Source organism: Paraflavitalea pollutisoli (genome assembly GCF_029360705.1).
Lineage (GTDB): Bacteria > Bacteroidota > Bacteroidia > Chitinophagales > Chitinophagaceae > Paraflavitalea > Paraflavitalea pollutisoli.
Window position 1 is genome coordinate 505,168 of the sequence record NZ_JARKMX010000001.1, and the last position, 19,559, is coordinate 524,726.

At 51.7% G+C, this 19,559-nt stretch carries 18 protein-coding genes; 13 read left to right on the top strand and 5 right to left on the bottom strand.

Translation table 11 applies throughout. The annotated features are described in order from the left end of the window. Positions 1 to 33: 33 nt before the first annotated feature. Together P2W70_RS02160 and P2W70_RS02165 are read right to left on the bottom strand one after the other, a co-directional pair. Positions 34 to 1,389: a TolC family protein gene (locus P2W70_RS02160; protein WP_276479779.1), complete on the bottom strand. Its 1,356-nt coding sequence runs from the start codon at positions 1,387 to 1,389 to the stop codon at positions 34 to 36. After that, complete coding sequence (locus P2W70_RS02165) at positions 1,361 to 2,020, bottom strand: TetR/AcrR family transcriptional regulator (protein WP_276479780.1); 660 nt, start codon at positions 2,018 to 2,020, stop codon at positions 1,361 to 1,363. Before P2W70_RS02165 ends, P2W70_RS02160 begins: the two co-directional genes overlap by 29 nt. 107 nt (positions 2,021 to 2,127) lie before the next feature. Here P2W70_RS02165 and P2W70_RS02170 point away from each other — a divergent pair, with 107 nt between their 5' ends. From P2W70_RS02170 to P2W70_RS02195, 6 genes are all read left to right on the top strand, one after another. Continuing rightward, positions 2,128 to 2,769, top strand: coding sequence for a DUF502 domain-containing protein (locus P2W70_RS02170; RefSeq protein ID WP_276479781.1), 642 nt, complete (start codon positions 2,128 to 2,130; stop codon positions 2,767 to 2,769). A 66-nt stretch (positions 2,770 to 2,835) separates the two neighbouring features. Next, entirely contained in the window at positions 2,836 to 3,438 is a 603-nt protein-coding gene (locus P2W70_RS02175) for a zinc dependent phospholipase C family protein (RefSeq protein ID WP_276479782.1), read from the top strand. A 6-nt stretch (positions 3,439 to 3,444) separates the two neighbouring features. After that, positions 3,445 to 3,801, top strand: a complete 357-nt coding sequence (locus P2W70_RS02180) for a phospholipase C/P1 nuclease family protein (protein WP_276479783.1) — start codon at positions 3,445 to 3,447, stop codon at positions 3,799 to 3,801. Between the two features lie 140 nt (positions 3,802 to 3,941). Beyond that, positions 3,942 to 5,027 (top strand): 3-phosphoserine/phosphohydroxythreonine transaminase, encoded by a 1,086-nt coding sequence (gene serC, locus P2W70_RS02185; protein ID WP_276479784.1) that lies wholly within the window; start codon positions 3,942 to 3,944, stop codon positions 5,025 to 5,027. A gap of 16 nt (positions 5,028 to 5,043) precedes the next feature. Then, positions 5,044 to 6,273, top strand: a complete 1,230-nt coding sequence (locus P2W70_RS02190) for a DUF1015 domain-containing protein (RefSeq protein WP_276479785.1) — start codon at positions 5,044 to 5,046, stop codon at positions 6,271 to 6,273. A 279-nt stretch (positions 6,274 to 6,552) separates the two neighbouring features. Continuing rightward, on the top strand, positions 6,553 to 9,894 hold the full coding sequence (locus tag P2W70_RS02195) for a VCBS repeat-containing protein (RefSeq protein ID WP_276479786.1): 3,342 nt from the start codon (positions 6,553 to 6,555) through the stop codon (positions 9,892 to 9,894). A 27-nt stretch (positions 9,895 to 9,921) separates the two neighbouring features. Here the strand turns inward: P2W70_RS02195 and P2W70_RS02200 are convergent, their stop codons facing one another. The 3 genes from P2W70_RS02200 to P2W70_RS02210 all read right to left on the bottom strand — a co-directional run bounded on the left by P2W70_RS02200 (position 9,922) and on the right by P2W70_RS02210 (position 12,383). Next, the gene (locus P2W70_RS02200; protein ID WP_276479787.1) at positions 9,922 to 10,866 is read right to left on the bottom strand and encodes a GyrI-like domain-containing protein; all 945 of its coding nucleotides are present in this window, start codon (positions 10,864 to 10,866) and stop codon (positions 9,922 to 9,924) included. A 74-nt stretch (positions 10,867 to 10,940) separates the two neighbouring features. Then, a complete protein-coding gene (locus P2W70_RS02205; RefSeq protein WP_276479788.1) occupies positions 10,941 to 11,543 on the bottom strand; it encodes a hydrolase in 603 nt (200 codons plus the stop codon). Positions 11,544 to 11,552: 9 nt separating this feature from the next. Beyond that, complete coding sequence (locus P2W70_RS02210) at positions 11,553 to 12,383, bottom strand: hypothetical protein (RefSeq protein ID WP_276479789.1); 831 nt, start codon at positions 12,381 to 12,383, stop codon at positions 11,553 to 11,555. A gap of 1,130 nt (positions 12,384 to 13,513) precedes the next feature. Here P2W70_RS02210 and rplM point away from each other — a divergent pair. The 7 genes from rplM (at position 13,514) to pdxH (ending at position 19,533) form a co-directional block, all read left to right on the top strand. After that, positions 13,514 to 13,957, top strand: coding sequence for a 50S ribosomal protein L13 (rplM, locus tag P2W70_RS02215; RefSeq protein WP_276479790.1), 444 nt, complete (start codon positions 13,514 to 13,516; stop codon positions 13,955 to 13,957). 13 nt (positions 13,958 to 13,970) lie between these two features. Next, entirely contained in the window at positions 13,971 to 14,360 is a 390-nt protein-coding gene (rpsI, locus tag P2W70_RS02220; RefSeq protein WP_276479791.1) for a 30S ribosomal protein S9, read from the top strand. A 114-nt stretch (positions 14,361 to 14,474) separates the two neighbouring features. Next, positions 14,475 to 15,374 (top strand): 30S ribosomal protein S2, encoded by a 900-nt coding sequence (rpsB, locus tag P2W70_RS02225; protein WP_276479792.1) that lies wholly within the window; start codon positions 14,475 to 14,477, stop codon positions 15,372 to 15,374. A gap of 198 nt (positions 15,375 to 15,572) precedes the next feature. Then, positions 15,573 to 16,412 carry a translation elongation factor Ts gene (gene tsf / locus P2W70_RS02230; protein ID WP_276479793.1) on the top strand — a complete coding sequence of 280 codons (840 nt, stop codon included), beginning with the start codon at positions 15,573 to 15,575 and terminating at the stop codon, positions 16,410 to 16,412. 384 nt (positions 16,413 to 16,796) lie between these two features. Next, positions 16,797 to 17,510, top strand: a complete 714-nt coding sequence (pyrH, locus tag P2W70_RS02235; RefSeq protein ID WP_276479794.1) for a UMP kinase — start codon at positions 16,797 to 16,799, stop codon at positions 17,508 to 17,510. A gap of 182 nt (positions 17,511 to 17,692) precedes the next feature. Then, the gene (locus P2W70_RS02240) at positions 17,693 to 18,718 is read left to right on the top strand and encodes a coiled-coil domain-containing protein (RefSeq protein WP_276479795.1); all 1,026 of its coding nucleotides are present in this window, start codon (positions 17,693 to 17,695) and stop codon (positions 18,716 to 18,718) included. A 173-nt stretch (positions 18,719 to 18,891) separates the two neighbouring features. Next, positions 18,892 to 19,533 (top strand): pyridoxamine 5'-phosphate oxidase, encoded by a 642-nt coding sequence (gene pdxH, locus P2W70_RS02245; RefSeq protein ID WP_276479796.1) that lies wholly within the window; start codon positions 18,892 to 18,894, stop codon positions 19,531 to 19,533. The last annotated feature ends 26 nt before the right edge of the window (positions 19,534 to 19,559 follow it).

Sequence of the window (19,559 nt, forward strand, 5' to 3'; positions counted from 1 at the left end):
CTGATTTTATAATGCTGTTAATTGGGTTAATTGTTACGGTAGTCGGCCGGCTGCACGCAGGTAATCTATACGTGCCACCACCGCGTCGTACAGGGAAGCGAAATAGTTGTTCTGCGCAGTTTTCAGATCGGCTTCGGCATTGGTCACTTCCAGGTTCGATCCTAAACCCTGTTCGTACTTGAGTTTGGTCTGGTTGTACACACGCTCGGCCAGTTCCATATTTTCCCGCTGCGTATCCATCGTGTAAAGCGCATTCGCCAGACTGATACGGGCCGTATCGGTCTCGGCCAGGATATTGTTCTTCAACCCTTCCAGGTTGTTTTGCGTTTTCTGTAATTCCAGTCTGGCGGTTTTGATCTTGGCATCTTTTGAAAGGCCGTCGAAGATGGGAACGTCGATCCGTAACCCTATATACGTGTTTTTGAACCAGGGTTGGCCGCTTTTGAAGAAGTTGAAACTATTACGTTGGGCGTTCTGGCTATAGGAAGCGTTAAACGATACCGTCGGCAGGTAACCCAGCTGGTAGCGTTTGATATTATATTTATTCAGCTTCTCGATTGATTGCAGGGTTTGGTATTCCTTCCGGTCGGAAAACACCACACTGTCGGCCGGCAGCAGATCGCTTTTGATAGTCGTTTCGTTGAGCGTATCAGTCAGCACCAGCTCGTCTTTTACCGGCATACCCATCAGGTATTTCAGGGCTACATTACCGGTTTTTAGCTTGTTGCTGATCCGCACTTTTTCAGTTTTCAGGTTCGACAGATTGACGGAAACTTTGTCGACATCCAGCTGTTCCTGGAAACCGTTCTTGAACAGCTCGCGGGTATCGTGCAGCAACTTTTCCGTCCGGGTAATATTGATGTCGATGAGTTGCGCCTGCTTGTTGCCTACTACCAGCTGGTAATAGATCTTGTAGATATTGGCTTTAATAGCTTCCTGCGTAATACCCGCGTTGTTGGTAGCATATTCGATCGAAGCATCCCTTGCCTGCAGGCCAACAAAAACCTGGCCGTCGAACAGCAGTTGCTGCAGGTCGGCCCCATAGGTCGCATTGTAATTGGTACCGAACTGCACCGGAATGAAGGTGCCGGGCTGGCCGCCGAAAACCTCGCCCGGAATCAATTGCGTAGGGATGTCGATGAACTTCGTGCCGGACACATAACCGTTGACCTGCGGTAAAGCGGCCGAAGTAATGTCCCGGTTGGTCTGTAATTGGATCTTAATATCGGTCAAGGCATTTTGTACCTGGACGCTGTTCTTGAGGGCGTAGTCGGCCGCTTGCTTGGCAGAAAGCTCGTGCCGTTGCTGAGCCACGCTCCAGTTCGTGATGAGACTGGCCAGGAAAAGGAACAGCCAGTGCTTACTTCGTCTTACCCGATACGGTATCATGTTTTGCTTGTTTTAAACGTTCTTCTTTGTATTTAACGATGAGCTTATATCCTTTAGGAGATACCAGGCCAAAAACGTACAGCTCCAATATCTCTTTCGATACATCAGCCACGGTATATTTGGTAGGAGAGAAGAGGTCGGTGTTGAAGGGGATCATCAACGATTCAAGGCGGAAACGGGCCACCATATCAGCTGGCAGGTCTTCACGGTACAAACCCTCTGCCAAACCCCGGTCCAGGTTAGCCTTGATCGTCTGGAGCAAAAACTTGTTCTTGTGATCCATGAACTTCTGGAAAGCCCGGAAGTGGAATTTTTCCAGGTCATAGATCAGCATGGGGTTCATGTGGTGTAACTGAACCATCACCCGGTCGATGGTCAGGAAAATCTCGTGCACAGCATCCTTGGCATGGTGAGCAATATCCGTGCAGTCCTGCTGCATATCCAGCACGTCCGCTTCCACCACCGCTGCCACCAGTTCGTCCTTGTCCACAAAGTACTGATAGATCGTTTTCTTGCTCATGCCCAGCGCATTAGCAATGTCATCCATGCTTACACTACGGATACCATACTTCATGAAAAGCTCTTCAGCCTTCTGTCGTATCCGCGTCTTCGGAGTTGGTTCGGCGCTCATAGAATTAAGAAAGCATAAAACTATGGAAACTTTTTGCGTTACGAAAGTTTCCGTCACTTTTTTTTACCGCTCATCATCGGTAATTTTGTCGCAAATCACCATTATACATGAAGACCAGGCATTTATTGAGGAAGTCGTTTCAGTATTTTTTACAGGGTCTCATCATCCTCGCGCCCATCGCCATCACCATATATGCAGTAACAGCATTATTTAATTTCGTAGATGGTATCCTGCCCAGCCTGATACAGAAAATATTCCCGCACCTGATCGAAACCGACAAGGACGGAAACGCCGTTCGGTTTCCCGGTTTGGGATTCGCGCTGGTCATGCTGATCGTCATCCTGGTAGGTTATATCTCACCGTCCTTTATTGTCAGCAGGTTAGTGGAACTGTTTGATAAAATACTCGAGCGCACCCCGGGTATCAAGCTTATTTACAGCACCCTGAAAGATTTCTTTGAGGCCTTTGCCGGCGATAAACGCAAATTCGATCAGTCGGTACTGGTAAGCGTAGAATCGACCGACGTATGGCAGATCGGCTTTATCACCCAACAGGAACTGGGCGAGTTTGGCCTGGCAGAACACGTGGCCGTCTACGTGCCCCAATCCTACGCCTTCACCGGCCGCCTCTATTTCGTAAAACGCGACCGCGTACGCTTATTAACGGATATCAGCTCCACCGATGCCATGAAGTTTGCCATATCCGGAGGCGTTACCCATATCGACGACGAACACGATAACAAGAAATAGGACCAGAGAAGCCACGGGCAGTACGTGTACCTCCTGCCCGTGGCCATACCAATATATCGATTGCTTATGAAGAAAACCACCTGCACAGCCTTGTTGCTGTGCCTTGCTCTGTACAGCTATTGCTGGGGCTTCTTTGCCCACCGCAAGATCAATGAAATGGCCATCTACCTGCTCCCGCCCGAAATGATGGTCCTGTACAAGCCGCATAGTGCTTTCCTGCGTGAACATGCGGTAGACCCGGACAAGCGACGTTATATAGTCGCCGTCGAAGGTCCACGGCACTACATCGACATCGATCACTATGGAACCTTTCCCTACGATTCCTTGCCGCGCCAGTGGCACAAAGCCGTGGCTAAATACTCCGAAGATACCCTGATGCGATATGGCGTTGTGCCCTGGTGGATACAAACGATGGTGCACCGACTTACCGAAGCTTTCCGCGAAAAGGACCGGAATAAGATACTCAAGTTCTCCGCCGACCTGGGCCACTATATCGGCGACGCACATGTACCCCTGCATGCCTGCAGCAACCACAACGGCCAGCATACCGGGCAACACGGCATACACGGCTTCTGGGAGTCACGTATACCGGAACTGCTGGCAGATAAGGAGTGGGATCTATGGATCGGCAAGGCTGCCTATATCGATAAGGTCGGCGATTTTATATAGGATCGGGTGCTGGAAAGTGCAGCGGCAGCCGATACCGTACTTCGATCGGAAGCCCTGCTGACCCGGGAGTTTCCGGCCGATCAGAAATTTTCGTTCGAAGACCGCAACGGAGTCATTACCCGGCAGTATGCCGCCGCCTATTGCCGCCGGTACAATGACCGGCTCAATAGGATGGTGGAGCGCCGGATGAGGCAATCCATCTTCGCCGTCGCCTCCTGCTGGTATACGGCCTGGGTCAATGCAGGCCAACCCGACCTGAAACAGCTGGTCGACCGGCCTTTTACTGCGGCCGATCTGGCTGCCTTCGAAGCCCTCAACCAGCAATGGAAAAAAGCGCCTTCACCAGCCAGGTCCTGCGACTGAGATGGGTTTGAGCGAATTAGTCTACATATATAATGGAATATTCTGCAGCTGGCCTCCAAACTACCCCTTTTGGGGACCGGAAAGCCGGAAACTATTAGTACCTTCGCCATTCTTTTTTTTAACAAGGAAACATTAGTGCCGTGAAATCAGCGATCTACAACTTCAATGCTGGCCCCAGCATCTTGCCCAAAACAGTATTCGAACAAGCCGCACAGGCAGTCCTGAACTTCAACAACTCCGGGCTCTCCATCCTCGAAATTGGTCACCGTACTGAAACCTTCCAGGCCGTCATGGACGAAGCAAGGTCACTGGTGAAGGAACTGATGCAACTAGATGCCGACCATGAAGTATTGTTCCTCCACGGCGGAGCCTCTACCCAGTTCTTTCAGATCCCTATGAACCTGCTCAACGACAACGAGGTGGCGGCCTACACCGATACCGATATCTGGGGTGCCAAGGCCATCAAAGAAGCACGCCTGTATGGCCATGTGGAAGTAGTGGGTAGTTCAAAAGAAGACAACTACACCTACCTGCCCAAGAACATGATCATTCCCAAAACGGCGAAATACGTTCACATCACCACCAACAATACCATCTACGGTACCCAATGGCAGGACCTGCAGCCTTTTTATGACGCAGGCGTACCCATTGTAGCCGATATGAGCAGCGATATCCTCAGCCGTTCACTCGACTTCAATAAATACGATCTCATCTACGCAGGGGCGCAGAAGAATGTGGGTGCGGCCGGCGTCAACCTCGTGGTGGTGAACAAGAATATACTGGGTAAAGTGGATCGCAAGCTGCCGGTGATGATGGACTACCGCAACCACATTGAAAATGGTTCCATGCTCAATACCCCGCCGGTATTCGCCGTATATGTTTGTATGCTGACCCTCCGCTGGCTCAAAGAGCAGGGTGGAGTACCAGCCATCGAAAAGATCAACGACCAGAAAGCGGCCCTCCTGTACAGCACCATCGACCAATTGCCCATCTTCAAAGGCACCGCCGCCAAAGAAGACCGTAGTAAGATGAACGTGACCTTTGTGATGGACGATGCCAACCTGGAAAAAGAATTCCTGGCACTCTGCAAAGAAAACGGATTGGTGGGCGTGAAGGGATACCGCACCATCGGTGGCTTCCGTGCCTCCTTGTACAACGCGATGCCACTGGAAGGCGTACAGGCCCTCACGGCATTGATGAAAGATTTCGCACAACGTAAAGGATAAACACAACGATAACCATATGGCATCCATACAACCATTTAAAGCATTAAGACCACAACCAGAACTGGCCAGCCAGGTAGCTTCCCGCCCTTATGATGTACTCAACAGCAAAGAGGCCCGTGAAGAAGCCGCCGGCAATGCCAACAGCTTCCTGCACATCACCAAGTCAGAGATCTCCCTGCCGGAGTCGGTCGATATCCATACCCAGGAAGTATACGACAAGGCTAAACAAAACCTCAACGCCTTTATACAGCGCAATGTGCTGTTTCGTGAAGACAAACCTTGCTATTATATTTACCAGCTCGTCATGAACGGTCGTAGCCAGACGGGTCTCGTAGCCGGCAGTTCCGTCGATGACTATGAGCAGGACATCATCAAGAAGCATGAATTCACCCGCCCTGAAAAAGAACAGGACCGTATCAACCATATCAAGACCTCCGGTGCACAAACAGGCAATGTATTCCTGGCATACCGCAACGTAAAAGAGCTCGATAAGCTCATCGACGATTGGAAGGCAGGGCACCACCCGGTGTACAACTTCACCGCCGACGACAACATCAGCCATACCGTTTGGGTGGTGAACAGTGACCAGGCCATCAAGGCGATCACCGATATTTTCGCGACCCTGGTACCGGCTACCTATATCGCCGATGGTCACCACCGCGCAGCCTCTGCTGCCAAGGTGCGCAAAGCGCTCGGTGCACAGGCTACACCAGAAGCCAACTACTTCCTGACGACCCTCTTCCCCTCGGATCAGTTGTACATCATGGATTACAACCGCGTGGTGAAAGACCTCAACGGACTGACAGAGGCTGAACTGCTGAAGCAGCTCGAAGCTGATTTTGCCGTGGAGAAAATCGGATCGGCCCTGGCGCCAGCCAACCTGCACGAGTTTGGTATGTACCTCAAAGGCCAGTGGTACAAGCTGACCTCCAAAGAAGGTACCTACACCACCGATCCTATCGGCGTGCTGGATGTCTCCATCCTCTCCAATAATGTGCTCGATAAATTGCTCGGCATAAAAGACCAGCGTACCGACAAGCGCATCGATTTCGTAGGCGGTATCCGCGGTCTGGGCGAACTGGAAAAGCGCGTCAACAGCGGCGAAATGGCGGTGGCCTTCAGCCTGCACCCCGTTACCATCCAGCAGTTGTTTGATATTGCCGACAGCGGCAATGTAATGCCGCCCAAAAGCACCTGGTTTGAGCCGAAGCTGCGCGACGGCCTGCTGACCCACCTGATCGGATAATGCATCGTTTCCGCATAACGTTTCTGAGCCTGTATCGACTTTTCGGTACAGGCTTTTTTGTAGATTTTAGCGTAGCCCGCTGCTACTTGTCCTTCGCAAGGTCTCGCGGTGCAGGTTCACTACCGTAGGCGCATCCGTTCGATGCCTATCAAAGTTTGAGCTTTCGGGTCTTTTCCCCGCCGCCTCGACTCCTTCCCCACCCGCCTTCCTCGACGGCCGCCTTTCCCCTTCCCATTCCCGATAATTTCTCCTATGTTTGTTTAAACGAACATTGCTGCTATGAGCCCGACCCAATTACGCACCGCGTTGACAGTCTGCCTCGGTTATTACCTCCTGCTGACAACGGGCTGTAGAAGCAATGAAGAAACGGTCAAAGATCCCCTCTTCGAAGTACTCGACCACAACAGCACCGGCCTGCATTTCGCCAACAAACTCACCCCCAGCAATGCCGTTAACATGTTGAAGTATATGTACTTCTACAATGGCGCCGGTGTCGGGGCAGGCGATTTCAACAACGATGGACGGATAGATCTTTTTTTTGCCGCCAACCAGCAACCCAATCAGTTATACCTCAACGAAGGCAACCTGCATTTCAGGGATATTTCTGCCGAAGCCAACATTCCCCGGGATACAGCCTGGAGTACCGGCGTGTCGGTGGCCGATGTCAATGGCGACGGCTTGCTCGATATCTATATCTGCCGGGTAGGCAACTACGAAACCCTGCAAAGCCACAACCAGCTGCTTATCTGCACGGGCATTCAGCAGGGCATTCCCCAATACCAGGAGCAGGCAAAAGCCTACGGGCTCGATTTCTCCGGCTTCAGTACCCAGGCGGCTTTTTTCGACTATGACCTCGACGGCGACCTCGATATGTACCTGCTCAATCATTCACTGCGGTACAACAGCACTTTTCAGCCCCGTACCGCTTATGCCGGTACTTATGACAGCCTCTCGGGGCATCGACTATTTCGCAACGATAAAGGGCATTTTACCAATGTAACCCGCGAGTCGGGTATCAACAGCTCCATTATCGGGTATGGCCTGGGGATAGCGGTGTCGGATATCAACCTCGATGGCTGGCCCGACCTCTACATCGGCAACGACTTTCACGAAAACGACTACCTGTACATCAACCAGCATGACGGTACATTCCGTGATACGCTGACGGGAAGCATCATGCACACCAGCCAGTTTTCCATGGGCGTAGATGTGGCCGACGTGAACAATGATGCCTGGCCCGAGATCATCTCCATGGACATGCTGCCTTCCGATCCGTATATCCTGAAGCGATCGCTGGGAGAGGACGCCTACGATGTGTTCTTTGCCAAGGTGAAACATGGATACAATTACCAGTATGCCCGCAATGCCTTGCAGTACAACCGGGGCAATGGGCAATTTAGTGAAGTGGGATTGTATGCCGGCGTGTATGCCACGGACTGGTCGTGGGCGCCCCTGTGGATGGACTTTGACAATGATGGGTTGAAAGACCTGTTCGTCTCCAACGGTATTCCCAAACGACTCAACGATATCGATTACGTGACGTATGTATCCAATGAGGAGATACAGCAAAAGATCCGCGCAGGGCAGATGGACGATAAGGAAATGTCGCTGGTCAATAAGTTTCCGGAGATCAAGCTGCCTAACCGGTTCTTCCACAACAAAGGCAACCTGTCGTTTGTCGACGAGGGCAAGCGGATTGCCAACAGTCAGAAGACCTATTCCAATGGGGCCATCTATGCCGACCTCGATAATGACGGAGATCTCGATATCGTCGTCAACAACATCGACGAGCCGGCCCTGGTATACCGCAATACCTGCAACGACCAGCAGCCACATGGTTATCTATCGGTACAGTTAAAGGGCCCCGCTGGTAACACAAAAGCCATTGGCACTAAGGTGATCGTATATGCCCATGATGGCGTCCGGACCTATGAAAAGTTCCCGGTGCATGGCTTTCAGTCTTCGATGGAGTTGCCCTTGCACATCGGCCTGGATAGCGCTGAGATCGATTCAGCGTTCGTGGTATGGCCTGATAATACTTACCAGCCACTGACCCTGGAGCCTAGTCACCAACTGGAACTTCAGTACGTGCCCGGTAAGTGGCCGGCCTTCGACTACAAACGTCTTTCAGTCATAAAAAGCGACTTACATCCACTGGAGGATATTACTGCCGGTACGGGTTTGCAATACCGGCACCAGGAAAACAACTTTGTAGAGTTTGATCGCGAGCCGCTCATTCCGCATATGGTTTCCACCGAAGGGCCGGCATTGGCGGTGGGCGATATGAATGGAGACGGATTGGACGATGTGTTTATTGGAGATTCCAAATGGAAAAAGAACGTACTGTTCCTGCAAAGCAAGGGCGGACGTTTTCAGCGATCGCTGCAACCGGCGCTGGAAAATGACAGCACCTATGAAGATGTAGATGCCTGCTGGGTAGACGTCAACAATGATCGATACCCCGACCTGGTGGTAGCCAGTGGCGGCAATGAATATTACGGGCACGATGCTTTTCTCTTACCGCGCGTGTACCTCAACGACGGCAAGGGGCATTTGACAAAGAAGGACGATGCCTTTGCCGATATATTCATGACAGCCTCCTGCGTGGCACCTTGCGATTTCAATGGCGACGGGTTTGTCGATCTCTTTGTGGGCGGCAGGGCGTTTCCGTTTGAGTTTGGTAAGCTGCCGCGATCCTATTTATTACAGAACGACGGTTCGGGTAAGTTCAGCGATGTCACGGCGAAGCAGGCGCCCGATCTGCAGCAGCCGGGTTTCGTCACCCAGGGCAAGTGGGTCGATATCGATAAAGACGGTGACCAGGACCTCGTGATTTCCATGGAGTGGGATGGTATTGCGGCTTACATTAATGACAAGGGGAAGTTTACCCGCCAGTGGATCACGCAACGCAAGGGGTGGTGGAATTTCCTGTTGCCGGTAGATGTTGATCAGGATGGTGATATCGACTTCGTGGCGGGCAACCTCGGACTCAATAGTCGGCTGACTGCTTCAGAAAAAGAACCGGTGCGCCTGTATTATGCGGATTTCGATGACAATGGGCGCAAGGAAACCGTAATGACCTATTACGTCGATGGTCGAGAGATACCCTTTGCCAATAAAGATGAATTGCAGCGGCAGATACCGGTGTTGAAGAAGCGCTTTTTGTATGCGGGCGACTTTGCTAAGGCGACATTGGATGAGTTGTTGACGGTAGAGAAGCTGAATGCGTCGGAGAAATTTTTGGCTGATTATTTCAGCAATGCTATCCTGATCAATGAAGGCAGCGGGAAGTTCGCGCTACAGGCAATGCCCTGGCAAGCACAGCTGACACCTTATAAAGATGCAGTGGTGGTACAGGCGAACGGCGATTCATTGCCCGATATCTTGTTGGGAGGCAATTTCTACGATAACAATATACAGATGGGACGGTACGATGCCGATTTGGGTACCATATTGGTGAATGGCGGCAAAGCGGGCTGGCGGGCGGCGGCTGTCAATGGCAAGCCGATCAATGGCCAGGTGCGCCGTATCAGTTCTGTTCGCATAGGCGGTAAGGAGGCATTTGTATTGGCAAAGAACAACGATAGTACGGTGGTGCTGCGATGGGCGCCACAACGATAAGTCCGCGTACACTGCGGCATCTTTCCTTTAAAATACCGGGTAATAGATACGGGTGATCCACTTGGTGGTATCAGCTTCTTTGGTGCGATCGGTGACCAGCGATTCGAAAGGGATCGCGGGAGAAGTGTATTGATTGTCGTAGGCGTATTGTTGTAGTTGTTGAAAGGCTTTGTTGATGGTGTAGGGGCCGCCTTGTATTTCGGTGATCAATACATTACCGGGATACATGCGTTTGAATTCGACCCGGCCTGCGCCATTGACTACTTTATTGATGGGCAGGGCCACCATGACCTCCACTTCGTTGCGGTCGGTCTGACGTACATGGAGCATGGGGGCGTTGGCGACGGTGGCGCCGGTTTTGGCGGCGTATTGCTGCAGCGTAGAGGCCATGTTATATACGTCGGTGAGCGTCGGGTCGTGCGGGAGATTGGTGCGTGTCATCAGCAGCAGGCTGTCGGACAGTCTGCGGTGTTCTACTTTGATACCGTAAATATTTTCGGGATTGCTGACATAGGTGGCAATCTTTTGCAGGATCACGCTCATGTCTTTTTGTAGTTGCTTGCTTCTTTTGTTGCGCAACATACGGGTGATAGGGTCTTTCCCCGCGTTAACGACCAGTTCCCAGGTGATGCGTACGGAGTCTTTGCCATGGGGGATGAAGAGCAGGAGGCCTTTGGTGCTGTCTCCGGCATGGTCGGAGATGAGCTCGATGCCGGATACGAATTTCTTGCCTGCACGGAAGGGGTGCCCGTTGTAGTAGTAGGTGCCGTTATTGGGTTTGCTGCTGTCAGCTTCATAATAGGGCCACCAGTTTTTCCAGTGCGATTCATCGAGGAGCGCTACCTGTGCAGCGGATGGTGCTGCGGGCGCGATGGCTATCATCGATTTTCGGATGATGGAAGGGATGTATAGGTAGGGTACGATCAGGAAAATGATGAGACCCATGATGAGGGCGATGACAAGTCTGTTCATATCGGTGGCTTAAACGATGGTCGGGAAATGCGGATAAGGGGGTGGCGAATTGACTGGTGCGGCTGCGTACGTATCTAGGCGACGTCTTTCTGGTGATCGATCACGAATTGAATGATCTCTTCCAGGGGTGTGTCGATGCGTGATTGGGCGTCGGTGATATCGTCGCGGTTCACCTGGGCGGCAAAGTTGAGCGTCTTCAGTTTTTTGAGGATGCTTTTGGGGTCAAGGCCTTCGTAGCGGGTGGGGCGTATGAGGGCCGCGGCGTGGATGAAACCGGAGAGCTCGTCAAACATATAGATCATTTTGTCCATGGAGTTGACGGGCTCTACACCGAAGTAGCGGGGACCGTGCGAGGCAATGCAATGGATCACGTCGGGGTCGATGTTGTGGCGTTCGAGTTCTTCGATGATGATGCGGCAGTGGTCGTTAGGACTTTTTTCCCAGTCGGCGTCGTGGAGCAGGCCGGCCAGCTCCCATTTGAGGGCTGTTTGTTCATCGGCGCCTTCCCGTTCGATGGCCCAGGCTTTCATGACGGCGGCCACCTGTTTCATGTGCAGGCGCAGGCGTTCATTGGGTACCCATGCTTCCAATAGTTGATGTGCTTCCTGGATGGTCATGAGCTTGCCGGCGTTGGCCGGATCGCCGAAACTACTTCTGCCGAGCTGGTGAATAGACATGCTGTAATATTAAGAAAGCCGGGTGCTATTTCCAAAAATGGCTACCCGCACAACCACCATCCCTCCCGTAAACGGCATCATCTTATGCGCATCCCGCATTTTTCGCACAAGCCAGTATTTGCGTTTGCTGATGTCTTTTTTCGGCAGTTCGTCCATATGCACCCATTGTTGCAGGCCGAGCGTCAGGAAGAATACCTGCCCGGGAGCGAGTTGGAAGGGGTATGAAAACCGCAGGGGCTCCACCGGCTCGTTGTCCAGGGTGATGGGCTCGGTTTTCCAGAAGTCGTTCGAATAGCTTTCCCGTTCAAAATCGATCGTGGCCGCACCGCTTACCAGCTTGACGGTTTTTACATAGCCGTTGGCTACTACTGCCTTGTTAGGAGCAAAAGGGGGAATATCGATATGGATCAGTCCGGCCGTCGCGTCGGCTGTAATGGTGTAGGGCGCAAGAAAAGAGGTCTTAAGCGGACTATGACAGTTAAACTCAAAACCCTCCAGCATCGCCGCACTGCCGGGCTGCACCATCCGCTCCCCAAAATCTTGCAGGGTGTCTAGCTGAATGATCTCCAACATTACCTTATTCATGCGGCTGCTCAGTTTGCCATCAGCGATGGGAAACAGGAGCGGTCTAAATGCCTTCCGAAGCAATTCGCCGCTGTGAATGCTGTTGGTGAATTCGGCAGCGTTTTGCAGGGTTTGCTGGTAGTCGGGCGATGCCTTCATTTGCTCGCTGGTCTTACGCGATTTCGTGCGCACCAACGCCCCATCTTCAGGATGCTCATAAAAGACCAGGTCTTCCAGCATGCCAGTAATCTTGACAATTCCAATTTGCTTGGCCATAATCGTTAGTTTGGTGACGGCGCAGTAGCATGGCGCCAGCACATCTACGGGTTTTGGCAAGTGTCGGTTTTCAAATGAGCCGCGAATTCGAAAAGCTGACAAACTGGCTGCGCGGTGTATCGGGCCGCTGGCCTTGCTGGTGCGACAACAGGTACTCCGTCTGGTAGCGATAAAGAGCCTGACGCGTAGTGTTCCCGTGTTTCAAGTAAACCTAAAGTAAAGCGAGAGTAAACAGGAAGTAAACCTAGAGTAAACCGAGAGTCCTTTTATGCGGGTGGCAGGCCAGCGCGGTGGCGCTGAAGTAGGGGAAGCGTAGTAGGAGCGGATACATAATAAACATGCTGTAGAGTACCTACTATACAGCAAATTTGATGCTAAAATGGCATAAATGTCATGCTTTTTAAGCCCGATTACACGACCTGGCTACCTCCTCACCTCGATGAAGCAGGCTGGTTATTGCTTGCAAATAGGTAGGGATATCCTAAGAAACTGGTACTCCTTCATAGGGCCCCATACCAGTTGCATACCAGTTCCATACAAGCAGTCCAGGAGTAGTACCGATAATTCTATACAGGTTCAACGGTATGGCAGTCTGATTTGCCCCGATCAGCCCTGGACCCTGGTCGGTTTTCTGCTCCCAGCCGATCCTCCATTAGCCGCCTGCCTGCCTGCGCTTTGCCTGCCGGTTGCCTGCAGGTCGCACTCGCTCCTCAATGGTAGAGGCCATATTTAGGCTATGTGAGTGCTACCTGTAGGCCATTTTCGGGCTGCCGACAGGCTATAAACCTGGCTTCCCCCGCCTCCGAACCTCCCACCATCCACCGCTCATCCATCGGCCATCCATCGCTCAAAACCGATACTTTACCAATGGTAGAGCGATCGCTGAGCGATGGTTGACCGACCAATTCCTCCCAAAACCCAGTATTTTCGCCACTTTCGGGCCTCCTCAAAAACTTTAATGCAAAATATTTATTGAAAACCAGCAAGTTGGAAAGGTGTGCGCGAAAATAACGTTCGCAATTCTTTGTTTATCGACTTACATCACCGTACCTTTGCGCTCCATTTTCATTTCACCGGGTTGGCGGTGGTCTTCCGAAAGGAAGGCAAACATTTAAAAAGAACAAATTACAATGAGCAAATTACATTTCACTACCAAGCATGCGAATGCGGCTACCGTTACTCACAACTGGTATGTTGTGGATGGTACCAATCAAACCGTGGGACGCGTGTGCGCTAAGATTGCTGCTGTTCTTCGTGGTAAGAACAAAGCATATTATACGCCACATGTTGATTGCGGAGACTATGTTATCGTTATTAACGCCGAAAAGGTAAAGTTTACCGGTAACAAGCTGGAAGACAAGGAATACCTGACCTTCTCAGGTTATCCCGGTGGTCAAAAAGGCGAAGCAGCAAAAGATCTGCTGAAACGCAGACCCGAATTAGTGGTTGAGCGCGCAGTAAAAGGCATGTTGCCTAAGAACCGTCTCGGTCGCAAAATGTTCAAGAAATTGTTTGTGTATGCCGGCGACAAGCACGAGCACGCTGCACAGAAACCTCAACCATTAACTTTCTAATTGTACCAAATACATGGAAAAGCAGAAAAACGCAGTAGGCCGTCGTAAAGAAGCTGTGACCAGGATCTTCCTGAGCAAAGGAAACGGTAAGATCACAGTCAACGACAAAGACTACAAAGAATATTTCGCTCTGGTATACCTGCAAAATCAGGTAGAACTGCCCCTGAAGACAGTTCAATCCCTGGACAAATTTGATGTTAAGATCAATGCTGCCGGTGGTGGTATGAAAGGCCAGGCTGAAGCCGCTAAGCTCGGTATCGCCCGCGCCCTCGTTGAGCTCAACGCCGAACTGCGCCCCGCGCTGAAGGCTGCTGGTGTACTGAAACGCGATCCCCGCTCTGTTGAACGTAAGAAATTCGGTCACAAGAAAGCGCGTAGAAGCTACCAGTTCTCTAAACGTTAATACACCCTGGCTATTTGCCGGTTGTTATTCACCTCCGGCAAATGCCATTGTGAGAAAAATCATCATCAAATTGCTAAAGGCCGCAAGCTGATAGCTAAAAGCTGAAATAATAAAATGGAAAATAACACTTCATTGCAACAGCAGCTCCTCGAAGCCGGTGTACACTTCGGTCACCTGCGGAAGAAGTGGAACCCAAAGATGTTGCCTTACATCTTCGCTGAGAAGAAAGGTATTCACATCATTGATCTGAACAAAACTACCGAGCACCTGCAGGAAACTGCTGCCGCCCTCAAGCAAATCGCTCGTAGCGGTAAAAAGATCATGTTCGTAGGAACTAAGAAACAAGCTAAGGAAATCGTTACCGAATGCGCAAAACGCATCAACATGCCTTACGTTACAGAACGTTGGCTCGGTGGTATGCTCACCAACTTCAACACCGTTCGTAAGAGCGTGAAGAAGATGCAGAGCATCGACAAACTCCTCGGCGAAACCGGCGCAGAAAGCCTTACCAAAAAAGAGAAACTGACCCTCGGTCGCGACCGCGATAAGATGGACAAAGTTCTCGGTGGTATCGCACAACTCGGCCGCGTACCCGCTGCTCTCTTCATCATCGACATCGGTCACGAACACATCGCGCTCGCTGAAGCTAAGCGCCTGGGCATCCTGACCTTCGGTATGGTGGATACCAACTGCGATCCCAACAAGGTCGACTTTGCGATCCCCTCCAACGATGATGCTACCAAGTCTATCGCTATCATCACACAATACATCACTGCTGCTATCGCTGAAGGTCTGGCCGAGCGTCAGGCTGCTAAAGACGAAGAAGTAGAAGAAACAACCGACGACGAACAAGAACGGAAAGCAGCCCGCATGCAAGCGGAAGCTGAATCTGAAGCTGGTCGTGGTGGCCGCGGTGGTGCTCCCCGTGGTCAAGGTGGTCCCGGCGGCCCCGGTGGTCACGCTGCTAAGCGTCGCGTACCCGGTGGTGGTGCCCGCAGAGGTGGTGGAAGATAATTGACACTCAGCATTCAATAATATTCGGATCCAGAACGCTGAACAACCTTCAGTATTCTGGATTCTGAATTCTGATTCGATACTTCTCCCAGCTTAATAATTTAGTAACTGAGAACTGCGTGCGACCCTGGATCTGTGAAGCAACTTGCACAAGCGCATTCTCAACATTTCAAATTATCAAATCTTCAAATTACTATTATGTCATCTGTTGCTATTACAGCCGCTGATATTAACAAATTGCGCCAAATGACCGGCGCTGGTATGATGGACTGTCGCAAGGCCTTAACTGAAACCAACGGCGACTTCGAAGCTGCCATCGACTGGCTCCGTAAGAAAGGTGCTAAAGTGGCTGCTCTCCGTGGCGACCGCGAAGCGAAAGAAGGTGTTGTGCTGGCTAAAACTACTGCCGACAACAAAACAGGTATCGCACTCTGCGTTAGCTGTGAAACCGACTTCGTAAGCAAGAACGCTGATTTTGTTGCCTTCGCACAAACCATCATCGATGCTGCTGTGGAAGCCAATGTAAAAAGCCTCGAAGACCTCAATAGCGTAACCATCGGTGGTGCTAAGATCGCTGACCTGGTAAACGATAAACTCGCTTCTATCGGCGAAAAGATCGGTATCACCAAGTTCGAGCGTATCGATGCCGATTATGTTGCTTCTTATATCCACGGTGCCAACCGTCTCGGTGTACTCGTAGGTTTCAACAAAGATGCTGGTGATGCCGGCCGCGACGTAGCCATGCAGATCGCTGCTATGAGCCCCGTAGCTGTTGACGCTAACTCAGTACCTGCTGCAACCATCGAGCGTGAAAGAGGTGTGATCACCGAGCTGATCAAGAACGATCCCAAGATGGCCGGTAAGCCCGACGAAATGATCAACAAGATCGCAGAAGGCAAACTCAATGCATTCTTCAAAGAACAAACCCTCCTCCCACAAGCTTTCGTAAAAGACAGCGGTAAGAGCGTAGGTGAGTACCTGAAGAGCATCGACAGTTCACTCACTGTTATCGAATTCAAACGCGTAGCTCTGGGCTAATCCCATACTACCGTCAACATATAAAAAGGGGCGCAACAGCGCCCTTTTTTCATGCCCGCAAGCGATCTCCCGCTAGCTTATAACGCCACCACCTACCTGTCTGCGTCGCCTTAGTAACACCGCTCTACACCTCTGCCGGCATATCCACCCCAGGTTGGCCAGGTTCCGGGTACAAAGCCCACAGCGCCCGCCGTACAAGGCATTCAACAACTTCCCCGTACACGCTCATTAGCTTCCTATATCCTTCGTTTCCTTATGATTATTAATGAAACATACAAGGGCCACCTCGTTTTTTTCCGCTTTTTTTATTCGTAAAAAAGCGTTCCTTTGCACAGCAAATGCCGCTATCAGGCAACTTTCATCGTTTAATTTTATATTAATTTCATGCTGCCCAAGTACAAACGCATCCTGTTAAAACTGAGTGGTGAATCATTGATGGGGGATAAAAGCTACGGCATGGATCCCGCTGTACTGGAACATTATGCACGCGATATCAAAGAGATCGTAGACCTGGGCGTACAAGTTGCCATCGTGATCGGTGGAGGTAATATCTACCGCGGCATGAATGAAGCTGAAACAGGCATCGAACGCGCACACGGCGACTATATGGGCATGCTGGCCACCGTCATCAACGGTATGGCGATGCAGGCAATGCTCGAAAAAGTAGGCGTATACACCCGTCTCCAAAGCGCCATCAAGATGGAACAGATCGCAGAACCCTATATCCGCCGTCGCGCCATCCGCCACGTCGAAAAAGGTCGCGTCGTGATCTTCGGTGCAGGAACCGGTAACCCCTACTTCACCACCGATACAGCCGGCTCGCTCCGCGCTATCGAGATCGAAGCCGATGTGATCCTGAAAGGCACCCGCGTCGATGGTATCTATACCGCCGACCCCGAAAAAGACCCCACCGCCAAAAAGTTTGAAACCATCACCTTCCAGGAATGTATCTCCAAAAACCTCCGGGTAATGGACATGACAGCCTTCACCCTTTGTATGGAAAACAACCTGCCCATCATCGTATTCGACATGAATAAAGCAGACAACCTCCGCAAAGTAGTGTGTGGTGAGAAGGTAGGAACGCTGGTAAAATCCTGATAACCAACGACACAAAATATTAGACCCCCGGGAACTTGTATATCTGCCCGGGGCTCCCTAATTTTCCGGGGAATTTTCGCCCTGACCCCTGGCGTGTATTCAGTCGCACTCCCCAACTGTCCCTTGAAAGATGCGGTATCCACGAATAATCCGTGCGTACAGGAAATGATTTCCGAACTGCTATGACCCTACTACACACCTTACTGGCATCCACCTACACCGCCGGACTGGCTGAGATCATCGTCTTCATGCTTGTATCAGCTGTATTAGGCTTTGCCATCCATTTTTACCTTACCCAAAAGAAGATACTGCCCTCCGCCACCATAGAGCCCCCCGTACTGGCCGACGAGCCAATCGGTGGCCTCGACGAATGGCGCCTCAAATATTACGAAGAAGTAGACCAACGCGAACAACTGGTACGCCAACTCGCCAATGCCAAAGAACAGGCAGAACTGCTCGAACTCGACATCGAAGACCTGAAAGCCGGACTGGCACGCGCCCAGGCAGCCACACCAGCCGCCCCAGCCTACCAGGAGCCCGATACCACCGGCCCCGGCAACCTGATGTCCCAGCTCAAACATGCCCAGGACCACCTCCACGCCCACAACCAGGATATCAGCCGCCTCCTGCGCCAGGTAGAGCTGCTCAAAGAATCCGAACAACGCTATGCCGAACTCCAGCAGCAAAATGACATGCTCGGCAACCAGCTCCGCGAATCGCGCCGCCACCTCATGGACCGGGAAGCCGAACTGAAGCAGGTACGCCAGCAGCTCCTGCTGAGCAACGAAGTAAAAGGCCGCCTGGAAAAAGCCTATGAAGAATTCGGTGTACTGCAAGACAGGCTCCAGAAGATCGAGTCTTCTACCGCGCCCCAGCACAAGAACTACGATTACGAAGAGCTGCAGCAGTCCTATTTCAAGATCACCCGCGAATTCGATGACCTGAAGACCAAGCAGGTCAACATGCTCGAAGAACACCAGCGCCTCGCCCGCCTGCTCGCCGACACGGAAGACAAGCTCCGCGAATCCAATTTTCAGCGCCAGCAACTGCACAAAAAGGTCAATTACCTCGAAGATCTCAATACCGACCTCCAGCAGGTCGCAGAACACAATAAGAAGCTCGATATTCAGCTCAAACGTATCTCCGAGATAGAAACCCTGCTCTCGCGCCTGTCCGACGAAAAAGGCAACGCAGACAAGAAATCCTGATAGGTCCACTCGGCTCCGCCGCTCTCATCGACTATCGCCCATCCATTTCCCGCTGTAGCTACCCCAGCCACTTCACCCTCAGCCTGATGACAATCACCCCCCGACCTAACCTTTCTCTGGTCGTTTTCAACCACATGGGCTAATTTTGTGTTCTAATCTCACACTATATAGCCATGTCATCCATCGCCGACATCCGCAAGGACTACAAACTGAAAGCACTCTCTGAAGAAGAAGCACAAAAGGACCCCATCCGGCAATTCACTATCTGGTGGCAGGAAGCCATCGCTTCCCAGCTCGATGAGGTAAACGCCATGACCCTCGCCACCGCCTCCACCGACGGCATCCCCGACGCACGCATCGTATTGCTGAAGGAATATGACCAGCAGGGCTTTGTATTCTTTACCAATTATACCAGCACCAAAGGACAGCAACTCGAGGCCAACCCCCACGCCACCCTCGTATTCTTCTGGAAAGAGCTGGAGCGGCAGGTACGCATCAGCGGCACCGTGACCCATGTCAGCGATGCCGAAAGCGATGCCTACTACAACAGCCGCCCCGAAGGCAGCCGCATCGGCGCCTGGGCGTCCCCCCAAAGCCAGCCCATCGAAAACCGGGAATGGCTCGATCAAGAAGACCTCAAATACCGCGAACTATTCCGCGCACAGCCCATCACCCGCCCCGATCACTGGGGAGGCTACCGCGTACAGCCACAACACATCGAGTTCTGGCAGGGACGTCCCAGTCGCCTGCACGATCGGTTGTACTACGCCCTGGATCAGCAGGGCAACTGGAGCATGAAAAGGCTCGCTCCATAGTGCAGCAAACCACCAGCAACAGTTAC